22 protein-coding genes are annotated in these 21,892 nt (G+C 49.5%); 20 read left to right on the top strand and 2 right to left on the bottom strand.

Features of this window, described 5'->3' with window-relative positions:
- The first annotated feature begins 54 nt into the window (after positions 1-54).
- Positions 55-1,446, top strand: a complete 1,392-nt coding sequence (locus Q4E64_RS06935; protein WP_303167040.1) for a uracil-xanthine permease family protein — start codon at positions 55-57, stop codon at positions 1,444-1,446.
- On the opposite strand, the gene Q4E64_RS06930 is transcribed toward Q4E64_RS06935, so the two are convergent.
- Positions 1,412-2,029 (bottom strand): nucleotidyltransferase family protein, encoded by a 618-nt coding sequence (locus tag Q4E64_RS06930; RefSeq protein WP_303167039.1) that lies wholly within the window; start codon positions 2,027-2,029, stop codon positions 1,412-1,414. The two genes, Q4E64_RS06935 and Q4E64_RS06930, sit on opposite strands and share 35 nt — an antisense overlap.
- A gap of 202 nt (positions 2,030-2,231) precedes the next feature.
- On the opposite strand from Q4E64_RS06930, the gene Q4E64_RS06925 reads away from it, so the two are divergent.
- The 14 genes from Q4E64_RS06925 (at position 2,232) to iadA (Q4E64_RS06860) (ending at position 16,138) form a co-directional block, all read left to right on the top strand.
- Complete coding sequence (locus Q4E64_RS06925; RefSeq protein WP_303167038.1) at positions 2,232-2,597, top strand: DUF1016 N-terminal domain-containing protein; 366 nt, start codon at positions 2,232-2,234, stop codon at positions 2,595-2,597.
- A gap of 75 nt (positions 2,598-2,672) precedes the next feature.
- Positions 2,673-3,464, top strand: coding sequence for a xanthine dehydrogenase family protein subunit M (locus Q4E64_RS06920; RefSeq protein WP_303167037.1), 792 nt, complete (start codon positions 2,673-2,675; stop codon positions 3,462-3,464).
- Positions 3,464-3,934: a (2Fe-2S)-binding protein gene (locus Q4E64_RS06915; protein WP_303167036.1), complete on the top strand. Its 471-nt coding sequence runs from the start codon at positions 3,464-3,466 to the stop codon at positions 3,932-3,934. The genes Q4E64_RS06920 and Q4E64_RS06915 overlap by 1 nt, the downstream gene beginning before the upstream one ends.
- A gap of 3 nt (positions 3,935-3,937) precedes the next feature.
- Entirely contained in the window at positions 3,938-6,208 is a 2,271-nt protein-coding gene (locus Q4E64_RS06910; protein WP_303167035.1) for a xanthine dehydrogenase family protein molybdopterin-binding subunit, read from the top strand.
- Positions 6,209-6,214: 6 nt separating this feature from the next.
- Positions 6,215-7,171, top strand: coding sequence for a GTP 3',8-cyclase MoaA (gene moaA, locus Q4E64_RS06905; protein WP_303167106.1), 957 nt, complete (start codon positions 6,215-6,217; stop codon positions 7,169-7,171).
- 3 nt (positions 7,172-7,174) lie between these two features.
- Positions 7,175-7,669 (top strand): cyclic pyranopterin monophosphate synthase MoaC, encoded by a 495-nt coding sequence (gene moaC, locus Q4E64_RS06900; RefSeq protein ID WP_303167034.1) that lies wholly within the window; start codon positions 7,175-7,177, stop codon positions 7,667-7,669.
- Complete coding sequence (locus Q4E64_RS06895; protein ID WP_303167033.1) at positions 7,648-8,604, top strand: MOSC domain-containing protein; 957 nt, start codon at positions 7,648-7,650, stop codon at positions 8,602-8,604. Before moaC ends, Q4E64_RS06895 begins: the two co-directional genes overlap by 22 nt.
- A gap of 8 nt (positions 8,605-8,612) precedes the next feature.
- Positions 8,613-9,287, top strand: a complete 675-nt coding sequence (gene modB / locus Q4E64_RS06890) for a molybdate ABC transporter permease subunit (RefSeq protein WP_368501540.1) — start codon at positions 8,613-8,615, stop codon at positions 9,285-9,287.
- Positions 9,288-9,289: 2 nt separating this feature from the next.
- Positions 9,290-10,081: a molybdate ABC transporter substrate-binding protein gene (modA, locus tag Q4E64_RS06885; RefSeq protein ID WP_303167031.1), complete on the top strand. Its 792-nt coding sequence runs from the start codon at positions 9,290-9,292 to the stop codon at positions 10,079-10,081.
- Between the two features lie 12 nt (positions 10,082-10,093).
- Positions 10,094-11,125 (top strand): molybdopterin-binding protein, encoded by a 1,032-nt coding sequence (locus tag Q4E64_RS06880; protein WP_303167030.1) that lies wholly within the window; start codon positions 10,094-10,096, stop codon positions 11,123-11,125.
- Between the two features lie 5 nt (positions 11,126-11,130).
- Positions 11,131-12,012, top strand: a complete 882-nt coding sequence (locus Q4E64_RS06875) for a LysR family transcriptional regulator (protein ID WP_303167029.1) — start codon at positions 11,131-11,133, stop codon at positions 12,010-12,012.
- A 351-nt stretch (positions 12,013-12,363) separates the two neighbouring features.
- Positions 12,364-13,803: a Na+/H+ antiporter NhaC gene (nhaC, locus tag Q4E64_RS06870; RefSeq protein ID WP_303167028.1), complete on the top strand. Its 1,440-nt coding sequence runs from the start codon at positions 12,364-12,366 to the stop codon at positions 13,801-13,803.
- The gene (gene iadA / locus Q4E64_RS06865; protein WP_303167027.1) at positions 13,800-14,969 is read left to right on the top strand and encodes a beta-aspartyl-peptidase; all 1,170 of its coding nucleotides are present in this window, start codon (positions 13,800-13,802) and stop codon (positions 14,967-14,969) included. The genes nhaC and iadA (Q4E64_RS06865) overlap by 4 nt, the downstream gene beginning before the upstream one ends.
- Entirely contained in the window at positions 14,969-16,138 is a 1,170-nt protein-coding gene (gene iadA / locus Q4E64_RS06860; protein WP_303167025.1) for a beta-aspartyl-peptidase, read from the top strand. Before iadA (Q4E64_RS06865) ends, iadA (Q4E64_RS06860) begins: the two co-directional genes overlap by 1 nt.
- A 67-nt stretch (positions 16,139-16,205) precedes the next feature.
- On the opposite strand, the gene Q4E64_RS06855 is transcribed toward iadA (Q4E64_RS06860), so the two are convergent.
- Positions 16,206-16,547 carry a helix-turn-helix domain-containing protein gene (locus Q4E64_RS06855; protein ID WP_303167024.1) on the bottom strand — a complete coding sequence of 114 codons (342 nt, stop codon included), beginning with the start codon at positions 16,545-16,547 and terminating at the stop codon, positions 16,206-16,208.
- A 454-nt stretch (positions 16,548-17,001) separates the two neighbouring features.
- On the opposite strand from Q4E64_RS06855, the gene Q4E64_RS06850 reads away from it, so the two are divergent.
- The 5 genes from Q4E64_RS06850 to Q4E64_RS06830 all read left to right on the top strand — a co-directional run bounded on the left by Q4E64_RS06850 (position 17,002) and on the right by Q4E64_RS06830 (position 21,872).
- Positions 17,002-17,211 (top strand): helix-turn-helix domain-containing protein, encoded by a 210-nt coding sequence (locus Q4E64_RS06850; RefSeq protein WP_368501534.1) that lies wholly within the window; start codon positions 17,002-17,004, stop codon positions 17,209-17,211.
- A gap of 36 nt (positions 17,212-17,247) precedes the next feature.
- Complete coding sequence (locus tag Q4E64_RS06845; protein WP_303167022.1) at positions 17,248-19,323, top strand: hypothetical protein; 2,076 nt, start codon at positions 17,248-17,250, stop codon at positions 19,321-19,323.
- Positions 19,324-19,416: 93 nt separating this feature from the next.
- Positions 19,417-19,980 carry a zinc ribbon domain-containing protein gene (locus tag Q4E64_RS06840; RefSeq protein WP_303167021.1) on the top strand — a complete coding sequence of 188 codons (564 nt, stop codon included), beginning with the start codon at positions 19,417-19,419 and terminating at the stop codon, positions 19,978-19,980.
- On the top strand, positions 19,970-20,515 hold the full coding sequence (locus Q4E64_RS06835; RefSeq protein WP_303167020.1) for a hypothetical protein: 546 nt from the start codon (positions 19,970-19,972) through the stop codon (positions 20,513-20,515). The genes Q4E64_RS06840 and Q4E64_RS06835 overlap by 11 nt, the downstream gene beginning before the upstream one ends.
- A 34-nt stretch (positions 20,516-20,549) precedes the next feature.
- Positions 20,550-21,872: a zinc ribbon domain-containing protein gene (locus Q4E64_RS06830; RefSeq protein WP_303167019.1), complete on the top strand. Its 1,323-nt coding sequence runs from the start codon at positions 20,550-20,552 to the stop codon at positions 21,870-21,872.
- The last annotated feature ends 20 nt before the right edge of the window (positions 21,873-21,892 follow it).

Raw genomic sequence — 21,892 nt, 5'->3', positions numbered from 1 at the left:
AAGAGGCATTATGCGTTAAAATATGTGTATCCAAAGCAAATGAGGGGTGTTTGTATGGCAAAATATGTTAATTTATCCAAGGCGGCCTATCAATTTGAAGGGAAGATGCCTTTAGGTCAGGCTATTCCCTTAGGCCTGCAGCATGTGCTGGCCATGTTTGTCGGCAACCTGACGCCGCTTTTGATTATCGGCGGCGCCTGTGGTATTATGGGGGACAACGCCTTTGTCGAGCTGCAGATCAGCCTGCTGCAGAATGCTATGATTATCGCCGGCATTGTGACGCTGGTACAGCTGTACGCTATCGGCCCCTGCGGCGGCAAGGTGCCCATTATTATGGGTACCAGCTCCGGCTTTATCGGCGTGTTCAGCAGCGTTGTCGCTACTATGGGCAGTGGCGTTGCCGCCTACGGGGCGATTATGGGCGCGTCCATTTTAGGCGGTATTTTTGAAGGCATTCTCGGTTTTTTCCTGAAGCCGCTGCGGCGCTTTTTCCCGGCTGTCGTAACCGGTACCGTCGTGCTTTCCATCGGCCTGTCGCTGATTTCCGTAGGCATTGGCTCCTTCGGCGGCGGTTTTAAGGCCAAGGATTTCGGCTCGCCGGAAAATTTACTGCTGGGCCTGTTCGTATTGGTGGTAATTTTGGTATTTAAGCATGGCACCAAGGGCTTTTTCAGCTCTTCGTCCATTTTGTTCGGCATCATTGCTGGTTATTTCGCCGCTATACTTATGGGGCTGTTCCTGCCCACTACCGGCGTAACCGCTCAGGGCGTGGAATATACTAAATCCTGGGCGCTGAACTGGGATAAGGTGGCGAACGCCGGTTGGTTCGCCGTGCCGGAATTCATGCCCGTGGATATCGTTTTTGATATGCGCGCCATCGTTCCCGTAATGATTATGTTTATCGTTACGGCGGTAGAAACCGTCGGCGATATTTCCGGCGTTATGGAGGGCGGCCTGAACCGCGAAGCTACCGATAAGGAATTATCAGGCGGCGTTATCTGCGACGGCCTGGGCTCCAGCTTTGCGGCGATTTTCGGCGTGCTGCCCAACACCTCCTTCAGCCAGAACGTAGGCCTGGTAGCTATGACTAAGGTTGTCAACCGCTTCGCGCTGGCAACCGGCGCGGTCTTTCTGATTCTGTGCGGCTTGATTCCCAAGCTGGGCGCACTCGTATCCATTATGCCCCAATCCGTTTTGGGCGGCGCTGCCGTGATGATGTTTTCCAGCATTGTGGTCAGCGGTATTTTGCTGATTACGAAGGAAAAATTGACGCCGCGCAATCTGACCATTGTGGCCGTCGCCTTAGGCGTGGGCTACGGCATGGGCGCTAACCCCGGCATTTTAGTCAGCGCGCCGGAAGCTGTAAAGCTTATTTTCGGCGGCTCCGGCATTGTGCCCGCGGCGCTTGTGGCTATTGTTCTGAATATCTTGCTGCCGCAAGATTAAGCCCCTGGCGCAGGTCGCGCACCGTATCGATATCAAAAAGCTCATACTTATCCTGAACCTGTACCAGGCGTACTCGTTCAGGATATTTTTTTGCTATGGCGCTGCCTCCCTTGTCCTGGGGCAGCGACTTTAATTCTTCGGCCAAGTCCTGGGGAAAGAGCATGGGGTTGCCAGGCGAGCTGCCGTAGGCCAGCCGTTCGATGGCGTAGGGCGCAGATAGAAAGCTGGCGCATAATTGGCGCAGGCTGTCCTGCTGCAAAAAGGGCTGGTCGCTGGTGCAGAACAGATAGCCGAGCGGGTTCTGCGGCTCCAGATAAGCCATGCCTAAACGAATGGTATCGTTGAGATAGGGCTTGTTGTGCAGAATATAGGGGATGGCCTGCCGCTGGCAGATTTGGGCAATTTTGTCGTAACGGGTAACGACGACGCGCTTAATAAACAGGCCGCCTGTAATATCGAGGATATGCTGGATAAGGGGCTGGCCGTTAAAGCTTGTCAGCAGCTTATTGCTGCCGAAGCGCAGAGCGTTGCCCGACGCCATGATAATGCAGCCGATGGGATAGAGCGTATTTTTTTTCATCATAAACACCTGTCAAGGCCGCGCAGTACCAGCCTTGCCCAATAAAAGATATAGTTATTATTCTAGCCGTCGGGAGCAAAATCCTTTTAAAAGCGCGCGGCTTATGATAAAATGTAGTAGTAATTTAAAGAGCAGATAATGAGAGAAAAGAGAATTGATAAGATTAGTATTTTTGTAAAATGTTGAGAGCGAGGTAGTATCGAGAATGTTGATGAATTCAACAGAGTATATCTCTGTCGTGGATAATATCAAAAAAGAGATACAGAAGGCGCAGTATAGAGCGATAGTTCGTACAAATGCTGAACTGCTGTTGCTATATTATGATATTGGTTGCGTTATTAATGACCATAAGGTTTGGGGCAATAAGTTCATAGAGAATTTGGCGCGAGATATTCGTTTGGAGTTTCCAGATAAAAAAGGATTTTCCGTAAGAAATTTAAAGTATATGGCAAAATTTGCTTCTACTTACAAGAATTACCAATTTGTGCAACATGCTGTTGCACAAATTCCTTGGGGACACAATACCGTATTGATGGATAAAGAATCAAGTAAATATTCTGAAGGAAAATAGTAACTATGATAGAAATATTAGTTGACAAGGTGATAAATTAGACATGATTGTAAGTATTTTTCAGGAGGATTTTTTATGCTGACAGTTCGTGAATTCAAAAAAGCGGCGACGCTGGAGGAGGCGTGGCAGCTGAATCAAAAGCGTCCTAACCGCGTTATGGGCGGTATGATGTGGATGCGTTTAAGCAAGGGCAATGTGGCGACGCTTATCGACTTATCCGCTTTGGGGCTTGATAAAATAGAAGAAAGCGATACGGAATTTCGTATCGGCGCTATGGTAACGCTGCGGCAGCTGGAGCTGCACGCGGGCTTGGCCGCTTACACCGGCGGCGCGATGAAGGAAGCGTTGCGCCATATCGTGGGCGTGCAGTTCCGCAATCTGGCTACGGTGGGCGGCAGCGTGTTCGGCCGCTTCGGCTTCAGCGACGTGCTGACTATTTTGCTGGCTTTGGACGCCAGCGTGGAGCTGTATAAGGCGGGCGCGATTCCGCTGAGCGATTTTGTAAATATGAAATATGACCGCGATATTCTGACGTATGTGATTATTCCTAAGCAAAGGCTGAAGTGCTGCTATCAGTCAGTGCGGATATCCAAAACTGATTTTCCCGTGCTGACATGCGCGGCGGCGCTGACCGACGCAGGCGTGCAGCTGGCAGTGGGCGCACGTCCGGCCAGGGCTGCGCTGCTCAAGGATACGCAGGGGCTTGCTACGCTGCCGATTACGGAGGAAAAGGCGCGGGCTCTGGCCGATTATGCCGCCGCTCAGCTGCCCACCTCCAGCAATCCGCGTGGCAGCGCTGCTTACCGCACGCATTTGATTCGCGTATTAGCTAGGCGCACGGTTTTAGCCTTGGGAGGTAACGACTGATGGAGATTACGCTGACTTTAAACGGTAAAAAAATTACCCGCTCTGTTGAGGCGGATACGATGCTGCTGGATTTTGTCCGCAGCGAGGGCTGCTACAGCGTTAAGCGCGGCTGCGATACCAGCAACTGCGGCTTGTGTACGGTTTTTTTAGACGATCTGCCGGTGCTGTCCTGCTCGGTTTTGGCTGCCAGAGCCGACGGGCATAAGGTAGTGACTATGGAGGGCCTGCAGCAGGAGGCGGCGGAGTTTGGCGCGTTCATTGCCGACCAGGGAGCGGAGCAGTGCGGCTTCTGCAATCCCGGCATGATTATGAACGCTTTGGCGCTGCTGCGGGATAATCCCGACCCGACGGAAGCGGAAATTAAGGAATATCTGGCCGGGAATTTGTGCCGCTGTTCAGGCTATGAAGGCCAGCTGCGCGGCATCCAGGCCTTTATCGACTGGAAAAAGGCGCAGGCGGAGGAGGTGTAAGGCATGAAGATAGTTAATCAGTCTTATCGTAAAAAGGACGCTATGCAGCTGGTAACCGGTCAGCCGGTATACACCGACGATCTTGCGCCTAAGGACTGCCTGATCGTTAAGGTGCTGCGTTCGCCCCACGCCAACGCTATTATCGAAAGCATCAATAAGGCAGCCGCGTCCAAGGTGCCGGATATCGAAGCTGTTTTTACTTATGAGGATGTGGACCAGGAGGGACGGCGCTGCACCTATGCCGGCCAGACCTATCCGGAGCCCAGTCCCTACGACCGTTTGCTGCTGGATCGCCATGTGCGCTTTGTGGGCGACGTGGTGGCCATCGTTGCCGGTAGAACGGAAAAGGCGGTGGATAAGGCGTTGTCGCTTTTGAAAGTAAAGTATCAGGTGCTGGACGCCGTACTTGACTTCCATACCGCGTTGGATAACCCGGTCTTGGTGCATCCTGAGGCGACCTGGGAATCCCTGGCGCCGGTAGGAGCGGATAATAAACGCAATTTATGCGCTCACGAAGTTTGCGGCGACGGCGATGTGGACGCCGTGCTGGCGGAGTGCGACGTTATTATCGACCGTACCTGCCGCGTGAAGGCCGTGCAGCAGGATATGATGGAGCCCTTTACTACCTTTTGTACTATCGATACCTATGGACGCTTGCATGTGGTCAGCTCCACGCAGATTGTTTTCCATGCGCGGCGCATTATCGCCAACGCTCTGCATCTGCCTAAAACTAAGGTGCGCGTGACCAAGCCCCGCATCGGCGGTGGCTTCGGCGCTAAACAGAGCTGCGTCAGCGAGCTGTACCCGGCATTCGTTACCTGGCGTTTAAAGAAACCTTCGAAAATGATTTATTCCCGCGAGGAATGCCATATTGCGGCCAGCCCCCGCCATGAAATGGAGGTCAGGGTGCGTTTGGGCGCGACTAAAGAAGGTAAGATTCGTGCTATCGACCTTTACACGCTTTCCAATACGGGCGCTTACGGCGAGCATGGCCCCACCACGGTAGGCTTGTCAGGACATAAATCCATTCCCCTGTACCGCACGGAGGCGTTCCGTTTTGCCTACGATGTGGTTTATACCAATTTGCAGGCTGCCGGAGCGTACCGCGGCTACGGCGCGCCCCAGGGCATCTTTGCTGTGGAAACGGCGGTCAACGAGCTGGCTCATAAGCTGCACATAGACCCCATTACCCTGCGCGAGATGAATATTACTCGCGAGGGCGATATGATGCCCGCGTATTACGGCGCGCCCAATACCAGCTGCGCCCTGGATAAATGCCTGGCGCAGGTACGCGAGATGAGCGGCTGGGATGAAAAATTCCCGAAGCGCGTGCTGCCCAACGGCAAGGTGCGCTCCATGGGCGTGGCTATCGCTATGCAGGGATCGTCCATTCCTTATTGCGACGTGGGCGGCGCTACGATTAAGCTGAACGACGACGGCAGCTACACGCTGCTCATTGGCGCGGCAGATATGGGCACGGGCTGCGATACGATTCTGGCGCAGATGGCCGCAGAGGCATTGGACTGCTCCATGGACGATATTGCGGTTTTCGGCGCGGATACGGATGCGTCTCCTTACGATTCCGGCTCTTATGCCTCCAGTACGACTTACATTACAGGCAACGCCGTTTATGCCTGCGCCCATAAGCTGCGGGAGAAAATCTGCGCTTTGGGAGCTAAAAAGCTGGGCTGCGCTGCGGAGGACGTGGTTTTCGACGGCAGGCTGGTGCGCAACGCGTCTGACGGCAAGTCTATTTCCCTCGTGGATATAGCTACGGCTTCCCAGTGCGATAACGATATTGCGCTGGAGGAAACGGTACAGATGAACAGCGTGCTGTCGCCGCCGCCGTTTATGGCCGGCGTAGCCGAAATGGAAACAGACCTTTTGACCGGTGAGACGGAAGTCGTCAATTATTATGCCTCCGTGGACTGCGGTACGCCTATCAATCCGCATCTGGCGCGGGTGCAGACGGAGGGCGGCATTTTGCAGGGCATCGGTATGACGCTGATGGAAAATGTTACTTACAGCCCTGAGGGCCGCGTCTGCGAAAATTCTTTGATGCAGTATAAAATACCCTGCCGCGAGGATATCGGGCACATTCATGTGGACTTTGCCTGCAGCTATGAAAGCAGCGGTCCCTTCGGCGCTAAGTCCATAGGCGAACTGGTAATCAATACGCCTGCTCCCGCTATTGCCGACGCCATTTACCAAGCTACGGGACACCGTATTTGTACGCTGCCGCTGACTCCGGAAAAAATAGCGTTGGGTGAATAAGTTTTGATGTACGATCAATTTCAGCGCAGAATAAACTATCTGCGCGTTTCTATAACCGACCGCTGCAATTTGCGCTGCCGCTATTGTCGGCCGCCTGAGGGCAGCGGAACGGCGGGCAGCGAAGCCTTGTCCTATGAGGAGCTGCTGCGTATTTGCCGCTGTGCCGCCGCTTTAGGCGTGGACAGATTTAAGATAACCGGCGGCGAGCCCCTGGCGCGTGCGGGGGCCGCCGCTTTTATCGGCGCGTTGAAAAAGCTGCCGGGAGTGCGGCAGGTAACGCTGACGACTAACGGAAGCTATTTTGCCGCTAATTTGCCGCAGCTGCTGGCGGCGGGACTGGACGGCGTAAATTTCAGCCTCGATACGGTGGATGCGGCGCTTTATAAAGAGCTGACGGGTGGAGAGCTGGCGTTGGCTTTGCAGGGCGTCAAGGCGGCGGTGCGGGCGGACCTCTCCTGCAAGCTGAACTGCGTGCCTTTGGCTGAGCGGACGCCGCGGGAGCTTTGGGACCTGCTGCGCTTTGCCGACAGCTGCGGTACGCCGCTGCGTTTTATCGAGCTGATGCCGCTGGCCTGCAACCAGGGCCTGCAAGGGTTTGCCGGAGCGCAGGTACGCGCTTTGCTGGCGCAGGCAGGCGTTGCCTGGCGGCGGGACGGAGCGTCCTACGGCAACGGCCCGGCGGTTTATTATCGCGCTGCGGGCTGCGGCGTGCCCATCGGCTTTATCGAGCCGCTGCACAATAAATTCTGCGCCGCCTGCAACCGGGTGCGGCTGACCAGCGGCGGGCTGTTGAAGGGCTGCCTGTACCAGCCTGCGGCTTTGGATATGAAGAAGCTGCTAAGTGACGGGGCTGACGACGCGGCCTTGCAGCAGGCGCTGCGGCAGGCCATATATCATAAGCCTGCGGGACACGGCTTTGACGCCCGTCCGGCAGGTTTCGCCATGAATGAAATAGGAGGCTGAGCTATGGGTGAGCTGACGCATTTTGACGGCGAGGGCAACGCCGTAATGGTGGACGTGTCCGCTAAGACGGTAACGGAACGCGAGGCCGCAGCCAGCGGAAAAATTATCGTCAGTCTGGAAATTTACAACAGGCTGGCCGCCCATACGGTGGCTAAGGGCGACGTGCTGGGCGTGGCGCGTATCGCCGCTATTATGGTCGCTAAAAAGACCAGCGACATTATACCCTTGTGCCATCCGCTGCCTTTGAATAAGGTAACGGTGGATTTTGCGTTGCTGGAGGAAGCGGGGCGGTACGCCGTGGAAGCTACCTGCCTGGTTAAAACCAGCGGCAGGACGGGCGTGGAAATGGAAGCGCTGACGGGAGTGTCGGCCGCGCTGCTGACGATTTACGATATGTGCAAGGCCATCGATAAGTCCATGGTGCTGACGGATATACATTTGCTGCGCAAAAGCGGCGGAAGGAGCGGTGAGTTTACGTGGAAGCAACAGGAGCAATAACGGGCGTGATTAAGGCGCTGTGCATCAGCGAAGCTAGAGGCACGGCCAAGCATACGGTGTCCTCCGTGCGCTGTCTGGCCGGGCATGGGCTGGAGGGCGACGCTCACGCCGGGAACTGGCACCGTCAGGTCAGCCTGCTGTCCGACGAACAGGTGCAGGCCTTTAACGCCGCGGGAGGCGCAGCACAGCCGGGCGATTTCGGCGAAAATATTTTGGCCTGCGGCATCGATTTCAGCGCCTTGCCCGTGGATACATTGCTCATGGCAGGCGAGGTGGTGCTGAAGCTTACGCAAATCGGCAAGGAATGCCATCGCCATTGTCAGATCTTCCGGCGCGTGGGCGACTGCATTATGCCGCGCGAGGGCGTGTTCGCCACCGTGGAGCATGGCGGCGAGCTGCGGCCGGGTATGGTAATGACGGCGCAGCTGCCTGCTGCGGACGCTCTCTTGCGGGCGGCGGTAATGACTCTTTCGGATAAAGGGGCGGCCGGACAGCGGCAGGATACCAGCGGTCCCAGAGCGGCGGAGCTTTTAGCGGCTGCCGGTTACGAAATAGTGGAGCAGGTGCTGCTGCCGGACGCGCAGCGGCAAATAGAGCAGGAATTGAAGCGTTTGGCCGACAGCCGTCAGGTTGATTTAATTATTACTACCGGCGGTACGGGCTTTTCCCTGCGCGACGTAACGCCGGAGGCGACGCTGGCTGTGGCCACGCGTCTGGCTCCGGGCATTGCCGAGGCCATTCGCGTGGAATCGCTAAAAATTACGCGCCGGGCCATGCTCAGCCGCGGCGTTTCCGTATTGCGTAATTCTACGCTGATTGTGAACCTGCCGGGCAGCAAAAAGGCTGTGGAGGAAGCATTGGCTATAATTTTGCCGGAGCTGGAACACGGGTTGCGCATTTTACGGGGAACGGCGAGGGAGTGCGGCAGGGCATGAGCGGAGCTATAGACTTTTCTCCCCTGTGGATCAGCCTGCACACGGCCTGCGCTACTATTGGCATTGTGTTTTTCTTAGGCGTGGTCGCTGCCTGGTGGGTAGAAGGGCTGCGCAGCGAAGCCTTGAAGATACTGGTGGACGGGGTTTTTACCCTGCCCATGGTGCTGCCGCCTACGGTAGCAGGCTTTTTTTTATTGTTTTTCTTTGGCAATAATCGCCTTGTGGGGCACTTTTTTATTGATACCTTCGGCGTGCAGATAGCCTTTACCTGGCCGGCGACGGTGCTGGCGGCGGCGGTCATCTCCTTTCCGCTGATGTACCGTTCGGCGCGCGGCGCGTTGGCCCAGGTGGATAAGGGGATGCTGGAGGCGGCACGTTCGCTGGGCATTCCTGAATGGCGCATCTTTTGGCGCATTCATCTGCCCAACGCTTTGCCGGGCATCATCTCCGGCGGGCTTCTGGCCTTCGCCCGCGGCTTAGGCGAATTTGGCGCGACGGCCATGCTGGCGGGCAATATTGCGGGCAAAACGCGGACGCTGCCCCTGGCGGTTTATTCGGCGGTGGCGGCGGGCGATTGGGACGCGGCGAGCGTGTACGTAGCGGTTATCGTAGTTATTTGTTTGCTCGTAGTTATCGGCTTAAACTGCTATCTCTATTATTGCAAAAAAAGACAGGAGAGATGAGTATGAAAAAAATAATTTGCTTATTCTGCGCTTTAGTCTTGCTGCTTGCCGCAGGCTGCGGCGACGCGCCTGAGAAGGAAGCTGCTCAAGAGCAAACAACGGTGCATGTGGCTGTGGCCGCCAGCTTAGAAAAGGTTTTTGAGCAGCAGCTGCTTCCTATGTTCACGAAAAAGCATCCGGAAATTAAAATTCAGGGCGTGTACGACGCCAGCGGCAAGCTGCAAGCTCAGATTGAAAACGGCCTGGCCGCCGACCTGTTTATTTCCGCCGCCAACAAGCAGATGCAGGCTCTCGATAAGAAGGGCTATATGGAAAGCGCCAGCGTGAAGCCGCTGCTGGAAAATAAGCTGGTGCTGATCGTGCCCGTGAAGAACGACGGCTTCATCAAGGAATTTAAGGATATAGCCAAAGCCAAGCATCCCGCCATCGGCGACCCGGCCAGCGTGCCCGCAGGTCAATATGCGCACGAAGCGCTGAGCAGCCTGGGTCTGTGGCAGCAGGTCGAGGGTAAGGCCAGCCTGGGCACCAATGTAACGCAGGTGCTTAACTGGGTTGGCGAGGGCAGCGCCGACGCCGGTTTGGTTTACGCTACCGACGCCGCCTTGATTAAGGATAAAGTAACGGTTGTTGCCGAAACTCCGCAGGGAACTTTGAAAAAGCCGGTGATTTATCCTATCGGCATATTGAAGAAAGCGCCGCAGCCTGAAGCCGCTAAGGAGCTGGCTGCCTTTTTGCAGACTGACGAGGCGATGCAGGTTTTTGAAAAGTACGGCTTTGCCCGCGTAAAGAAATAGGAGGCTGCTTGTATGAAGCTGATAAAAACAGAGGACGCGGTGGGCAGCGTTCTTTGCCATGATTTAACCCAAATCATCAGGGGCGTAACTAAGGACGCCGTGTTCCACAAGGGGCATGTGGTGCGGGAGGAGGATATTCCCGTGCTGCTTTCCATCGGCAAGGAGCATCTTTACGTTTGGGAGGCCGACGAAAACATGCTGCACGAGAACGATGCGGCGCGCATTTTGTGCGCTATGTGCAAAAACGACGGCATGACCGAATCTGACATTAAAGAAGGTAAGATAGAGCTGTCCGCAGCGCACGACGGCTTATTCAAGCTGGACGGCGCGCGGCTCAGGCTGGTCAACGGCTTTGGTCAGATGATGATCGCGACGCGGCACGGCAATACGCCTGTGAAAAAGGGCGACAAGCTGGCAGGTATGCGCATCATTCCGCTGATTATTGAAAAAGAGAAAATGGCGCAGGCGCAAAGTTTGTGCGGCGCAAAGCCGCTTTTGCAGCTGCTGCCCTACAAATTAAAAACAGCTGCCGTTATCGCGACTGGTAGCGAGGTTTTTACCGGACGCATTAAGGATACCTTTACGCCGGTTATTGTCGATAAGCTGGCGGAATACGGCGTAGAGGTGATTTACCGCGAGGTGCTGGGCGACGATCCCGACGCCGTTACGACGGCCGTCAAGCGCGCTATTGAGGAAAAGGGAGCGGAGCTGGTGTGTTGTACCGGCGGCATGAGCGTCGACCCGGACGACCGTACGCCCCTGGCTATCAAAAATACGGGCGCCCGCATCGTATCATACGGTTCGCCTGTTTTGCCAGGAGCAATGTTCCTGCTGGCCTATTACGGCGAGCGGCAAACGCCTGTGATGGGCTTGCCCGGCTGCGTCATGTACGCCAAAAGAACAATTTTTGACCTGGCGCTGCCGCGCGTGCTGGCCTGCGACCCGATTACCGCCGACGAGCTGGCGTCCCTGGGCGAGGGCGGGCTGTGCCTTAACTGCCCCGTCTGCACCTATCCTGCCTGCGGCTTTGGCAAGGGTTGGTGAAAATAATGAATATACAAGTCTATCAATCCTTTTTGACCGTGGTGCAGTGCCGCAGCTTTACCCAGGCGGCGCGCTTTTTAAACTTTACGCAGCCGACTATCAGCAATCATATCACGGCGCTGGAGGAGGAATACGGCGTAACGCTGTTTGCGCGCGACGGCAAAAATGTTTACCTGACGCAAGCCGGTAAGAGCTTCGTGCCCATGGCTCAGCAAATATTGGAAGATTACCAAAAGAGCCGCGATAATATGCGCCAGTTCCAAAAGAAGAATTATAGCTTGAAAATAGGCGTGTCGACGCAGGGCATAAATTTTTATTTGCTGCCGGTGCTGCTGCGCTTGAAGCAGAAGTTCCCAGAGCTGGAGATAGAAGTTAATCGCTGCATGACCGTGGAATCGACCCTCGACGACGCATTTTGCAAAAAGCTGTATGATTTCGCTTTCGTACACATAGACGTGCAGCCGTTGTACACAAGGCGCGTGCAGCTGTGGAACCAGCCCATGGTGTGGGTGGCTGCGCGCGAGCTGTACGAAAGCAGGGGATGCGATAACGATATCTATAATTATCCTTTTGTCGGTTATCCGGCAAGCGAGGTTTATTATAAGCATTTGCAATCTAAGATAGACTTTTCGCGTTTAAAGCATTTTCTTACATTTAGCGATTCAGAGTCGGTTTTAATGGCGGTGCAGCAAAATTTGGGCATTGCGCTTACGCCGCGCGTTAAGGTGGAAAAAGAATTAGCTAACGGAAGCCTGGTGGAATTTCCCGATTGCTATTCCGGTAATATGCCGATTTCTGTATTGTACGATTACGAGTTGGATTTTACTTTACCTTGCAAACATTTTCTGACGCTATTGAAAGAGTCGCAGGAGAAAATACGCGATTAGATGCTTATCGTACTATAATAAAAAATTATCGTTATCGCTTGTTGACAAAATAAAGCTTATTCGATTCTTATGTGGCTTACCGGCTTACTCGCGCTGGTAAGTCTTTATTTTTAGTATAAAATTGACGTAAATGTGGAAATAAGTAGTAAAATTTTACTATAATCCCTGTATACAAAATGCAGCATAGCGTGTTATAGCTTTATGTATACAAGAATTTTTTCAATAAGCGCCGTTATGCTGATTTATTGTATACAAGCAGGCTTGATGATAAAATATTTTTAGATAGACGAGGTCATTGGCGCTATCTAAAAATTTAAGGCTGGGTTTGACGCAGCAGAATCGAGGGGTATCATGTCTAAAGATGAAACGAAGAAAACTAAACGGATGCCGACCTTTACGGAATCCATCATTCCCATTATTGCGATGATGGTTATCTTGACAATCGGCAAAGGCTATTTAGGCTATAACACCGAGCCGTTATTGCTGATGGTGGCCGCAGTAGCGGGTATTATCGCTTTCCGCGTGGGCGTAACGTGGGATGAAATGATGGATGAGATTTGCCAGAAGATCGCCAAAGGCATGCCGGCAATTTTGATTTTGACTTGTGTGGGCGCTTTGGTAGGCACCTGGATGGCGGCAGGCACCATTCCGATGATGATTTATTACGGTGTGCAGATCGTCAATCCGTCCTTCATGCTGGTAACGGCGTTTCTGATTACTGCCGTCGTATCCGTTGTAACCGGCACGTCCTGGGGCTCCGTTGCTACGATGGGCGTGGCGCTGATGGGTATTGCCAGCACGCTGGGCGTAAATCTGGCCGCCACTGCCGGTGCGGTTATTGCCGGTTCTTATTTCGGCGACAAGATTTCGCCGCTGTCCGATACGACTAACTTGGCTCCTGTAGCCGCAGGCTCCAAGCTGTACGAACATATTGCGCATATGTTCTGGACTACTATCCCGGCGACGATTATTTCTTTAGTAGTTTACGCCATCGTAGGTTTGCGCAACAGCGGCAGCACCGACGTGTCTTCGGAAGCGGTGACTACGCTGCTCGCACAGTTAGATTCTATGTACGATTTTAATTTATTACTGTTGTTGCCCGTAGTTTTGGTTTTAGCCGGTTCTATTATGCAAAAGCCGACGCTGCCTGTTATGATGGCTTCCACTGTTTTAGCGGGTATCGAAGCGTTGATTTTCCAAAGCGTAACCTTAAAGAGCGTTTTGGCTGCGACTGTTAAAGGCTTTAACGTAGCGATGATCGTGCGTCCCGGCTTCGACCCTGCTGCGGCTGCTCCCGCTGTCCTGAAATTGTTGAACCGCGGCGGCATGGTGGAAATCATGGGTACGACGCTGCTCGTATTCTGCGCCTTCTGCTTCGCCGGTATCATGAGCAAGGCAGGCTGCCTAGAGGTAGTGCTGCAAAAGATTTTGGGCTTCGCTAAGTCCACCGGCGCTTTGATTGCTTCCACCGTCGCTTCCTGCATTACCATGGGGTTGTGTACTGGTAATTCTTATCTGTCCATCCTGATTCCGGGCGAAATGTTCCGCGACGCTTATAAAGCCAGAGGGTTGGCCGCCAAGAACCTGTCCCGTACTCTGGAAGATTCGGGTACGGTGTTCGTACCCTTGGTACCGTGGTCTGCCGCAGGCGCTTATATGACGGCTTGCACCGGCGTAGAAACTCTGGATTACGCTCCGTGGGCTATTTTGTGCTACACAGGCTTTATTATCGCTATTTTCTACGGCTTCACCGGTATTGGTATCGCTAAGTTAGAGGATGAGAAGAAATGAGTTGTTTGCTGCTGAAAAACGCAGACGTTTATGCTCCTGAGCCGTTAGGCCTAGTTGACGTTTTAATCGTAAATGATAAAATAGTAAAAATAGCTCCGCAGATTCAAGCACCAGCAGAATTGGCTTGTAAGGTTTTAGATGTCGGAGGGCGCAAGGTCGTTCCCGGTTATGTTGACCAGCATGTGCATATTATTGGCGGCGGCGGTGAATCGGGGCCGTACAGCAGAACGCCGGAAATATTTTTAAGCGAGCTGACGCGGGTGGGCATTACTACTGTGATTGGCGTTTTAGGAACTGACGGGACGACGCGCCATAGCGAAAGCCTTTTAGCTAAGGCGCGGGCGTTGACCCATGAGGGTATCACCGCTTATATGCTGACAGGTTCTTATGAATTGCCTTTGCATACTATTACCGACGATGCGCGGCGGGATATTATTCTGATTAACGAGTGCCTGGGTATTGGCGAGGTTGCGCTTTCCGACCACCGTAGCTCGCAGCCGACGAGAGCGGAGCTGGAAAAGCTATTGACACAGGCCAGACTGGGCGGTATGCTTTCTGGTAAAGCGGGCGTTGTGCAGTTCCATATGGGCGTAGGGGAACGCGGTATTTCCGTGTTGATGGACATAGCGCGTGAAACGGAAATACCTGCCAAACATTTTATTCCCACGCATATCAACCGTTCTGCAAAACTTTTTGAGCAGGCTAAAGAATTTGCTCGTCTCGGCGGCTACGTCGATATAACTTCGGGTATTCGCGAGCAGGACGGCTTTCCCGTATGCGTTAAGCCGAGCGAAGCGATAAAAATATTGTACGAAGAAGGCGTGCCCATGGATAGAGTTACCATGAGTTCGGACGCTAACGGATGTATGAGTATAACTTTGCCGGATGGAATGCAGAAGCAGCTGGCCGTTTCGCCTGCTTCCTTCCAGGAAGAGGTTCGCGACGCTGTGCTGGCAGGCGTGCCTTTGCCAGTAGTATTGCAGGTAGTGTGCACTAATCCTGCCAAGGCTAACGGCTTGTATCCGCAAAAAGGCGCTGTGCGTGTTGGCAGCGATGCCGATATCATTATTTATGACGGCGATTACGGCGTTGATACGGTTATCGCTAAAGGAAATTTATTGGTTGAGGCAGGGACAGCTTTGGTTAAGGGGACTTTTGAAAGGTAGTGAATGCATTGATTAAGCTGATAAAGAACGCAGAGGTTTACGCGCCTGCGCCTTTGGGTAAAAAAGACGTTTTAGTTATCGCCGGTAAAATAGCGCGTATTGAGGATAAAATAGAAGGGTACGACGGCTTGCCGGAGGTTGAAGTTTTTGACTTAAGCGGCAATAAGCTGCTGCCCGGTTATATCGATATGCACATGCACATTACCGGCGGCGGCGGCGAGCAGGGGCCGGCTTCCCGCGTACCGGAGGCTATGCTGAGCCAGATTACCAGCTGCGGCATTACCACCGTGCTGGGGCTCTTGGGAACCGACGGCGTTACCCGCAGTATGGAAAATCTGGTGGCTAAGGCGCGGGCACTAACGGAAGAAGGCATTACGGCGTACTGCCTGACAGGCTCTTACGGTTTGCCGTCGGTGACGATTACCGGTTCTGTGGAAAAGGATATTATGATGATTCCGCCGATTATCGGCACCAAGATTGCCGTTTCCGACCACCGCAGCTCTAATCCTCAAGGGCCGGAGCTGATAGAAGTAGGCAGCGCTACCAGACGCGGTGGCATGCTGTCCAACACAGCGGGCTTAGTTACTATGCATATGGGTTCTGGCAAAGGCAAGCTGGATCCGCTGTTTTACGCGCTGGATCATTCCGATATCCCGGCGAAGAACTTCTTGCCGACGCATATGCTGCGCACGCCGGAACTGATGGAGGAAGGCGCGAAATTAGTGCGCCGTGGCGGTTATTTTGATATGACAGCAGGCAGTACGGACGAGAATATGGAAACCGGCGCTGAGCAAATAATGGAAATTCTCAGCTGGGAGGGCATGAGTACCGACCATCTGACTATGAGCAGCGACGCTTTCGGCTCCCAGCCCAAGTTTAACGAGCAGGGCGAATGTATTGGCCTGACCTACTGTTCGCCTAAGTATTTGCACCTGACGATTAAGAGCTTGGTGCGCCGCGGGCTGCCGCTGGAGCAGGCCATCAAGCTGCTGACCTCTACTCCTGCCGAGCTGCTGGGCAAGGCCGGCGTCAAGGGTTGCGTAGCAGTAGGCGCGGACGCCGACCTGCTGATTTTGGACGATAGCTTGGATATTGACAGCCTTTTTGCTAAAGGGCAATTAGCAATTTTGCATAAAGAGATAATTCTTAAAGGACGTTTTGAAGCGTAAAATAAAAACGGCTTCATCTGCTAAAAGTGCGGATGAGGCCGTTTTTGCAAATATGGGGACGAATATATTATTTCTTATTTTGCCTTAGTTTGTATAATTGAAACTCCACTGTTTCATCAACCAAGTTTTTGCCGTCTGCGTTTAGCTGCCGGTATTTTTTTATGAGTTCTTCCTCTTTGGCAGAAAGAGCAGGCGCTGCGCTGTAATTAGTCAGCGACGCGATTAACGACATGGGAGCGATGCCGAGAGCGCAGGATAGCGCGTTGATTTTTGTGCTTTTTAACGTCGGGAGCAGGCCGGCTTCCCAGCGAGATACCGTTGCTTCGCTGACGCCTACGATATCGGCCAGTTCCTTCATGGTATAACCGCGCTCCAAGCGCTTTTCTTTGATAATATCTTTAACTTCCATAGCGATTTCCTTTCCGTCTGCTTTTATAGTATATAGCCAATTTTACTGATTTGCAAGATGCCTTGCAAAAATGTATTGACAGCGGTGACGGAACGTGATATTATTTTCTTGCAAAAACGAAAGAGAATGTGGCTTCGCAATGCGTTGACGCTCGGAATGTAAGGCGAAATACTAATGATAGCGTGACGCTTTCAGCTCTTTCAATTAAAATTGCATTCGACTCCTAATTTTATAGGGAGGAGTGTCGCTTTTTGCTTGCAAAAATGCAATAAAATAAGTTTACGCTATACTTAGTTTGCAGTGAAAATATTTTGCCGACCTATTCGTTGAGTAACATTACTAATACTATTAGTATGAAAAATCGCTTTATAGGTATCAGCGACTCGTTCTGGAAAAGAGTAAAATAAATATGGATAAATTATGAAACGGTTCGGGGTGAAGCAAATTGTTTGCTATGGATATGAAGCGGATAGGCAGTAAAATAGCGTATTATAGAAAAATCCGTGGCATGACGCAAGTAGAACTGGCGGAAAAAGCGGAGATGAGCGCCAGCTATATATCGCGGATAGAACGAGGGGCTTCGGTGCAAGGCGTGCCGTTGACGATATATTTAAGACTGGCGGTCGCTTTGGGAGTGACGCTTGAGGATTTGTATAGGGATTGATATCGTGAGCGATGATGTAGGGAGTTGACCAGTATAATGGATTTTAGGCAACGTTTTGAAGAGGCTCAAAAAGAGGCTAAGGAATTATTTCAACAAGCAAAGGACGCAGTTCATAAATTAGTAAACTCTAATAAGCTTCAAATAGCCACTAAAGAATTTAAAGAATTGATAGACGGCATAAAAAATAAAATTAGCGCAGTAAAGATGCCTGAGCTTGTTTTGCCGTCGCTTTTCCTATTTCCTTTGAAAAGTACATTCACCAAAGAAAATTTTATAGCTTTGAGAAGCAAATTGATTGAATCTGTAAAACGATATCTGCGCATAGCGGAACAAAAAACTAATGCTTTTTTGACTACTAAGTTGCATATAAAATGCGCTAATGGAACGGCGTATAAATTTTGGGGTGCTTTAGGCGGCGTGGCAGTTTGTATATTCGCTTTAACAATGTTTTTGATGCGCCCCACTGTAGAAAAAGTTCAGGAAATGAAAGCCGCTGGAGATTTGCAGGGTCTTAATAAAGTGGTGCGGGAGTTAAAAGATACTTGGCTGTATGATGATGTCCGCATGTCGGCTATAAAAGCTCTTGTAGAAGTAAATACTTGTGAAAGCGATATTGTTTTAAATAGAATTATAAGCGATTATAAGTATGCTAAGGGTGGTTTTGCAAACGATGACAAAAAAGATATGGCGTTGTTGGAAGAGATAAAGCAGATACGCAAAGACGATATGCTCGAAGCTATTAAGAAAGATTCGCTCTATGTAAATAAAAAATTGGCGGCGTACATTGATTATGCAGGCGAGCAGAAAACATATAACGGTGAATGTGATGCATATTATAACTTGCAAGAAACTTTTAAAGATTTGGATTATGAACTTGAAGTAAAAAACGCTATTGCCGCTAATACGGTACGCGAAATTAAAGTAACTAACGAGATTCCTGATGAGGAAGATGCAAAAACACGGCTTGAATATGTAAGGAAATTGTTTGAGTACTCTACAAAAGATGATACTTCGCCTTATAAAGCCTTGGTTAATTTATATTTTGATAAAGCGAAAGAGGTAGAAAAGCTCGGAAACAGGGATGGCGAGATTGATAGAATTATTGATGATAATCTTAATGAAAAGATACAAATTGAAAATTTCTTTAGGACTAGCGACGATTATTATAGAAACCAAATGCGGCAAATTTATCTGCAGAAGGGAATAAATGCGGCGTTAGAGTATCAATCAAATATTACTAAAACGTATACGGAAAAAATAGATCGCTATTACGAGATTGATAGGGAAAATAATCAATTAAGAGCAGAACAAGCTAACTTACCTCAAAAACTCAAAGAATTGAAGAATTCGAAACGTAGAATTTGCTTAGCGATTCGAGCTAGAGGCAGCAAGGATATTGAAAAAATTAGAGAAAGCGCTAGCGAGCAAGGAGCGGCAAATACTTCCAGAAGAGATGAGTATGGTAAAGCAAAGCATATTTACTCTACAGAGAATAAAAATATTAATAATAAAGCTGATATTAAAACAGGTGAATATCAATGGAAAGGCTTTTCTATTAAATATCCAATTGTTAATTTAAGCAATGTTAACGCGCAAGACAAAATCAACGATGATATTTATGCTAGGGTAAAAAGATTCTTAGACCACCTGAAAGAGTTTCCCGACTATGATCCGGCTAAGGATGCTTCTGGAAGGGGAGCGGGAATGTGGTATAAAGTTACTTATGAAGATGATAAGTATTTATCGATACGCTTGGTTAGGTGGTTTGAGGGAATTGATGAACACCATGCTTTGGTGTACGATAAACGGACCGGCAATCTAGTTCCTCTGTCTAATTTCATTAATATCACCGTTGAGCGATTGAATACGGATATACAATTAGGCGAAGCGTTTTTAGTAGATAATGGTGGGTCTCAGTTCCAATTTGATAAAGATGTTGAAAAGGTCAGCAAAGATTATCTTTTGTTAGGTAATGGTATATTGGCGTTGCAATATTATAATTTTGAGTTGGGTCAAGGTTGGCGCAATGTATCATTCGTCATTGTGGGTGCTGGTACATATGATGAAAACCTTGGCAAATATATTAGCGATGTTATCTGGCCTCGTTCTTGATTATTATGATTAGAACTTGGGGAGGTATATTATAGAAACTCTTTCTTCAAACCAATGTCGGTATTAGAAAAGCATTTAAGGAGGTTGACGTAATTGGAAGTTATTATTTGGTTAATGTTTTGCGGCGCTGTGGGCTATTGGGCGGAGCAAAGAGGGCGCAGCCCGCTTTTATGGGGTCTGCTTTCTTTCGTTATAAGCCCGCTGCTGGCCGGGCTTGCTTTGGCTATGATGAAGGATAAAAAGCAGGAAGACAGCGTAGTAAAAACGCAAATGGAAGCGCAGCAGGTCAAAGAGCGCGTTGCAGTCAACGAAAGGGAGTTTAAGGAAAAAATCAATCGCGTGGAAGAAAGAGTACAGGTGTTGGAAAATGTTGTGGAGCCGGAAAAACAGCTCAACGCTTCGACGAACACTAATTCTAATCTTTTGAGCGACGGCGGCACTAAGCAATGCCCTGCCTGCGGTGAAACGATTAAGCGAAGCGCGATTAAATGCCGTTATTGCGGCGCGGAGTTAGAAGAAGTAAAAATGGTGGAGTGTCCATTTTGTAAGGAGCTTATTCGTTCTGACGCTGTGAAATGCAAGTATTGTAGAAGCGATTTGCCAAAGGCTACGGAAACAAAGGAAAATATTAGCGATGGTGAAAAATATGAAGCTTGACGGATTTATACGCAAATTACAAAATAATTTTGGCGATAATGTATTAACGCTATCCGGCAATATCTTAATCACCGCGCCGCTGCATAATGCTGCCGCCGCTTTGGACAATAGCAAGATTAAGCCGATAAAAGAAGCGGTGAAGCGTATTCGGCAAGGATATGAATTTTTAGAGGTTGATTTGGTTTACGGCCTGACGGATATAGAAATTAAATTTTTTGCTAATAAAAAAAGGCTAAACAGCAAAGAGTTTCTTGAAGAATTTAACGAAAAACTTTTGCTACTCGTGCAGGATATTTTAGCGCAGGATGCTTATTCTGTAAGGCTAAATATTTTTGGTAAGTATTGCGCTGAAGGAAAAGCTTTGACTTTTCGTTATCTGAACAAAGAAGACGATGTGAGGTATATCGTCGTAGACGAAGAGAAACGTTTGCTGGTAGATAAGATATTTACGCCGAAAGTTGTGACAGCGTTATTGGTATTGACTGCGGCTGGGTATGCGGGGTATGTATTGTACGGCAAGTATTTTAATAAATAATAGAAATTGACTTTTTGAGAAGGGAGCAATAATCATGTTTTGTCCGAAATGTGGCACTAATGTTAGCGACGATTTTAAATTTTGTTTTAATTGCGGCTTTGATTTGTCTGTTTTGCAGAATTCAACGCAGTCAACAGCAAAGCAACCTTTAAACAATAATGAAAAAAATAAATCAAAAGCTCAATCTTCTAACGAGTTACCGTCTGAAATAAAAATTTTTGACGGTAGCCAAGAAGAATACGAACGACTTTACTATAAATATGTTTATGATGAAGCTGATTTCGAGAAGGGAATATTATTAGATGAGTATGTAGGAGAAAACTATCCTGATAAAACATATTCTTTAAACTATTATTTAGGAATCAACACGTTATGGTTGGGGATTGCTAAGACTGCTGAAGAAGAAGGGGTTGAAAATACCATACTTTCTCTAGTAGATGAAGAAGATAAAGAAACTAATCCAATTTCTGAATATGCTAATTTAGCTGGATTTTTAGCAACAGATATGTATTTTTACAATACTATGGGACAAAGAAGGTATAAGAGCCAAAAGTTTTTCTATGAATGGAGTAAGGATTTTGATCAATATAATGAATTAAATGATGAACTTAGTAATGCTGATGATGGCACAAGAAAAACTTTAGAACGAAAAATAAAAATGATAGAGGATAAGTACGGTGGAAATATCGGCATGGAGTATATGGTGCTTAAATATATAAGCTTGATGGAAGCTGATAAAATTCAGGCGGATATTGGCGCTATTGCGGCTAGATATTCCGGGTGGATAGATGAAACATATACTAGATTTTTAGATAACGCTATACGAATGCATAATATCGGTGCTTTGCATAATATGTATCCTACTGTAGAGCAAAAAAATAAGTTTAGAAAAATAGTAGAGAATAAAATCTTAGACAAAACTAGACTTCTCTACAGCAAAATAGGCTTGCTTATTAGAAAAGCAGACGAATGTACTCGCTTGGCTAATAATGTTATGGAATTAAATAAAAAGACTAGTGGCGAGGAAGTATTAAAAAAAGGCGCACTTTCTTTAGGTTTAGCTATAGTGTCGGGGCCATTGGGAATATTAAATGGCATAAGAGAAGGCTATAATTTTTTTGAAGCCGATTCGAAATTACAAGAATTAAGGAATAAATTATGGGATACCTATGGTTCGTTATTAGATGAATGGACATCTTTGACTGAAGATTTTGTAGGTGCCTGCGGCGAGATCAATACTATCATGCAGGATGAATTGGCAGTCAATTATTTGTGTCCTGCAATCAATAGCATTGTAGACGTTATTAAAAAGAATAATATGGAATTGCATCCGTTAGGCGAGTATTTTAAGAAATAATTTTTTGTGCGTAATTGCAG

This window comes from Phascolarctobacterium sp., from assembly GCF_030531065.1.
Classification (GTDB): Bacteria; Bacillota; Negativicutes; order Acidaminococcales; family Acidaminococcaceae; genus Phascolarctobacterium_A.
The sequence above is the reverse complement of the archived record's forward strand: the minus strand, read 5'-3'. Positions and strand labels throughout refer to the sequence as shown.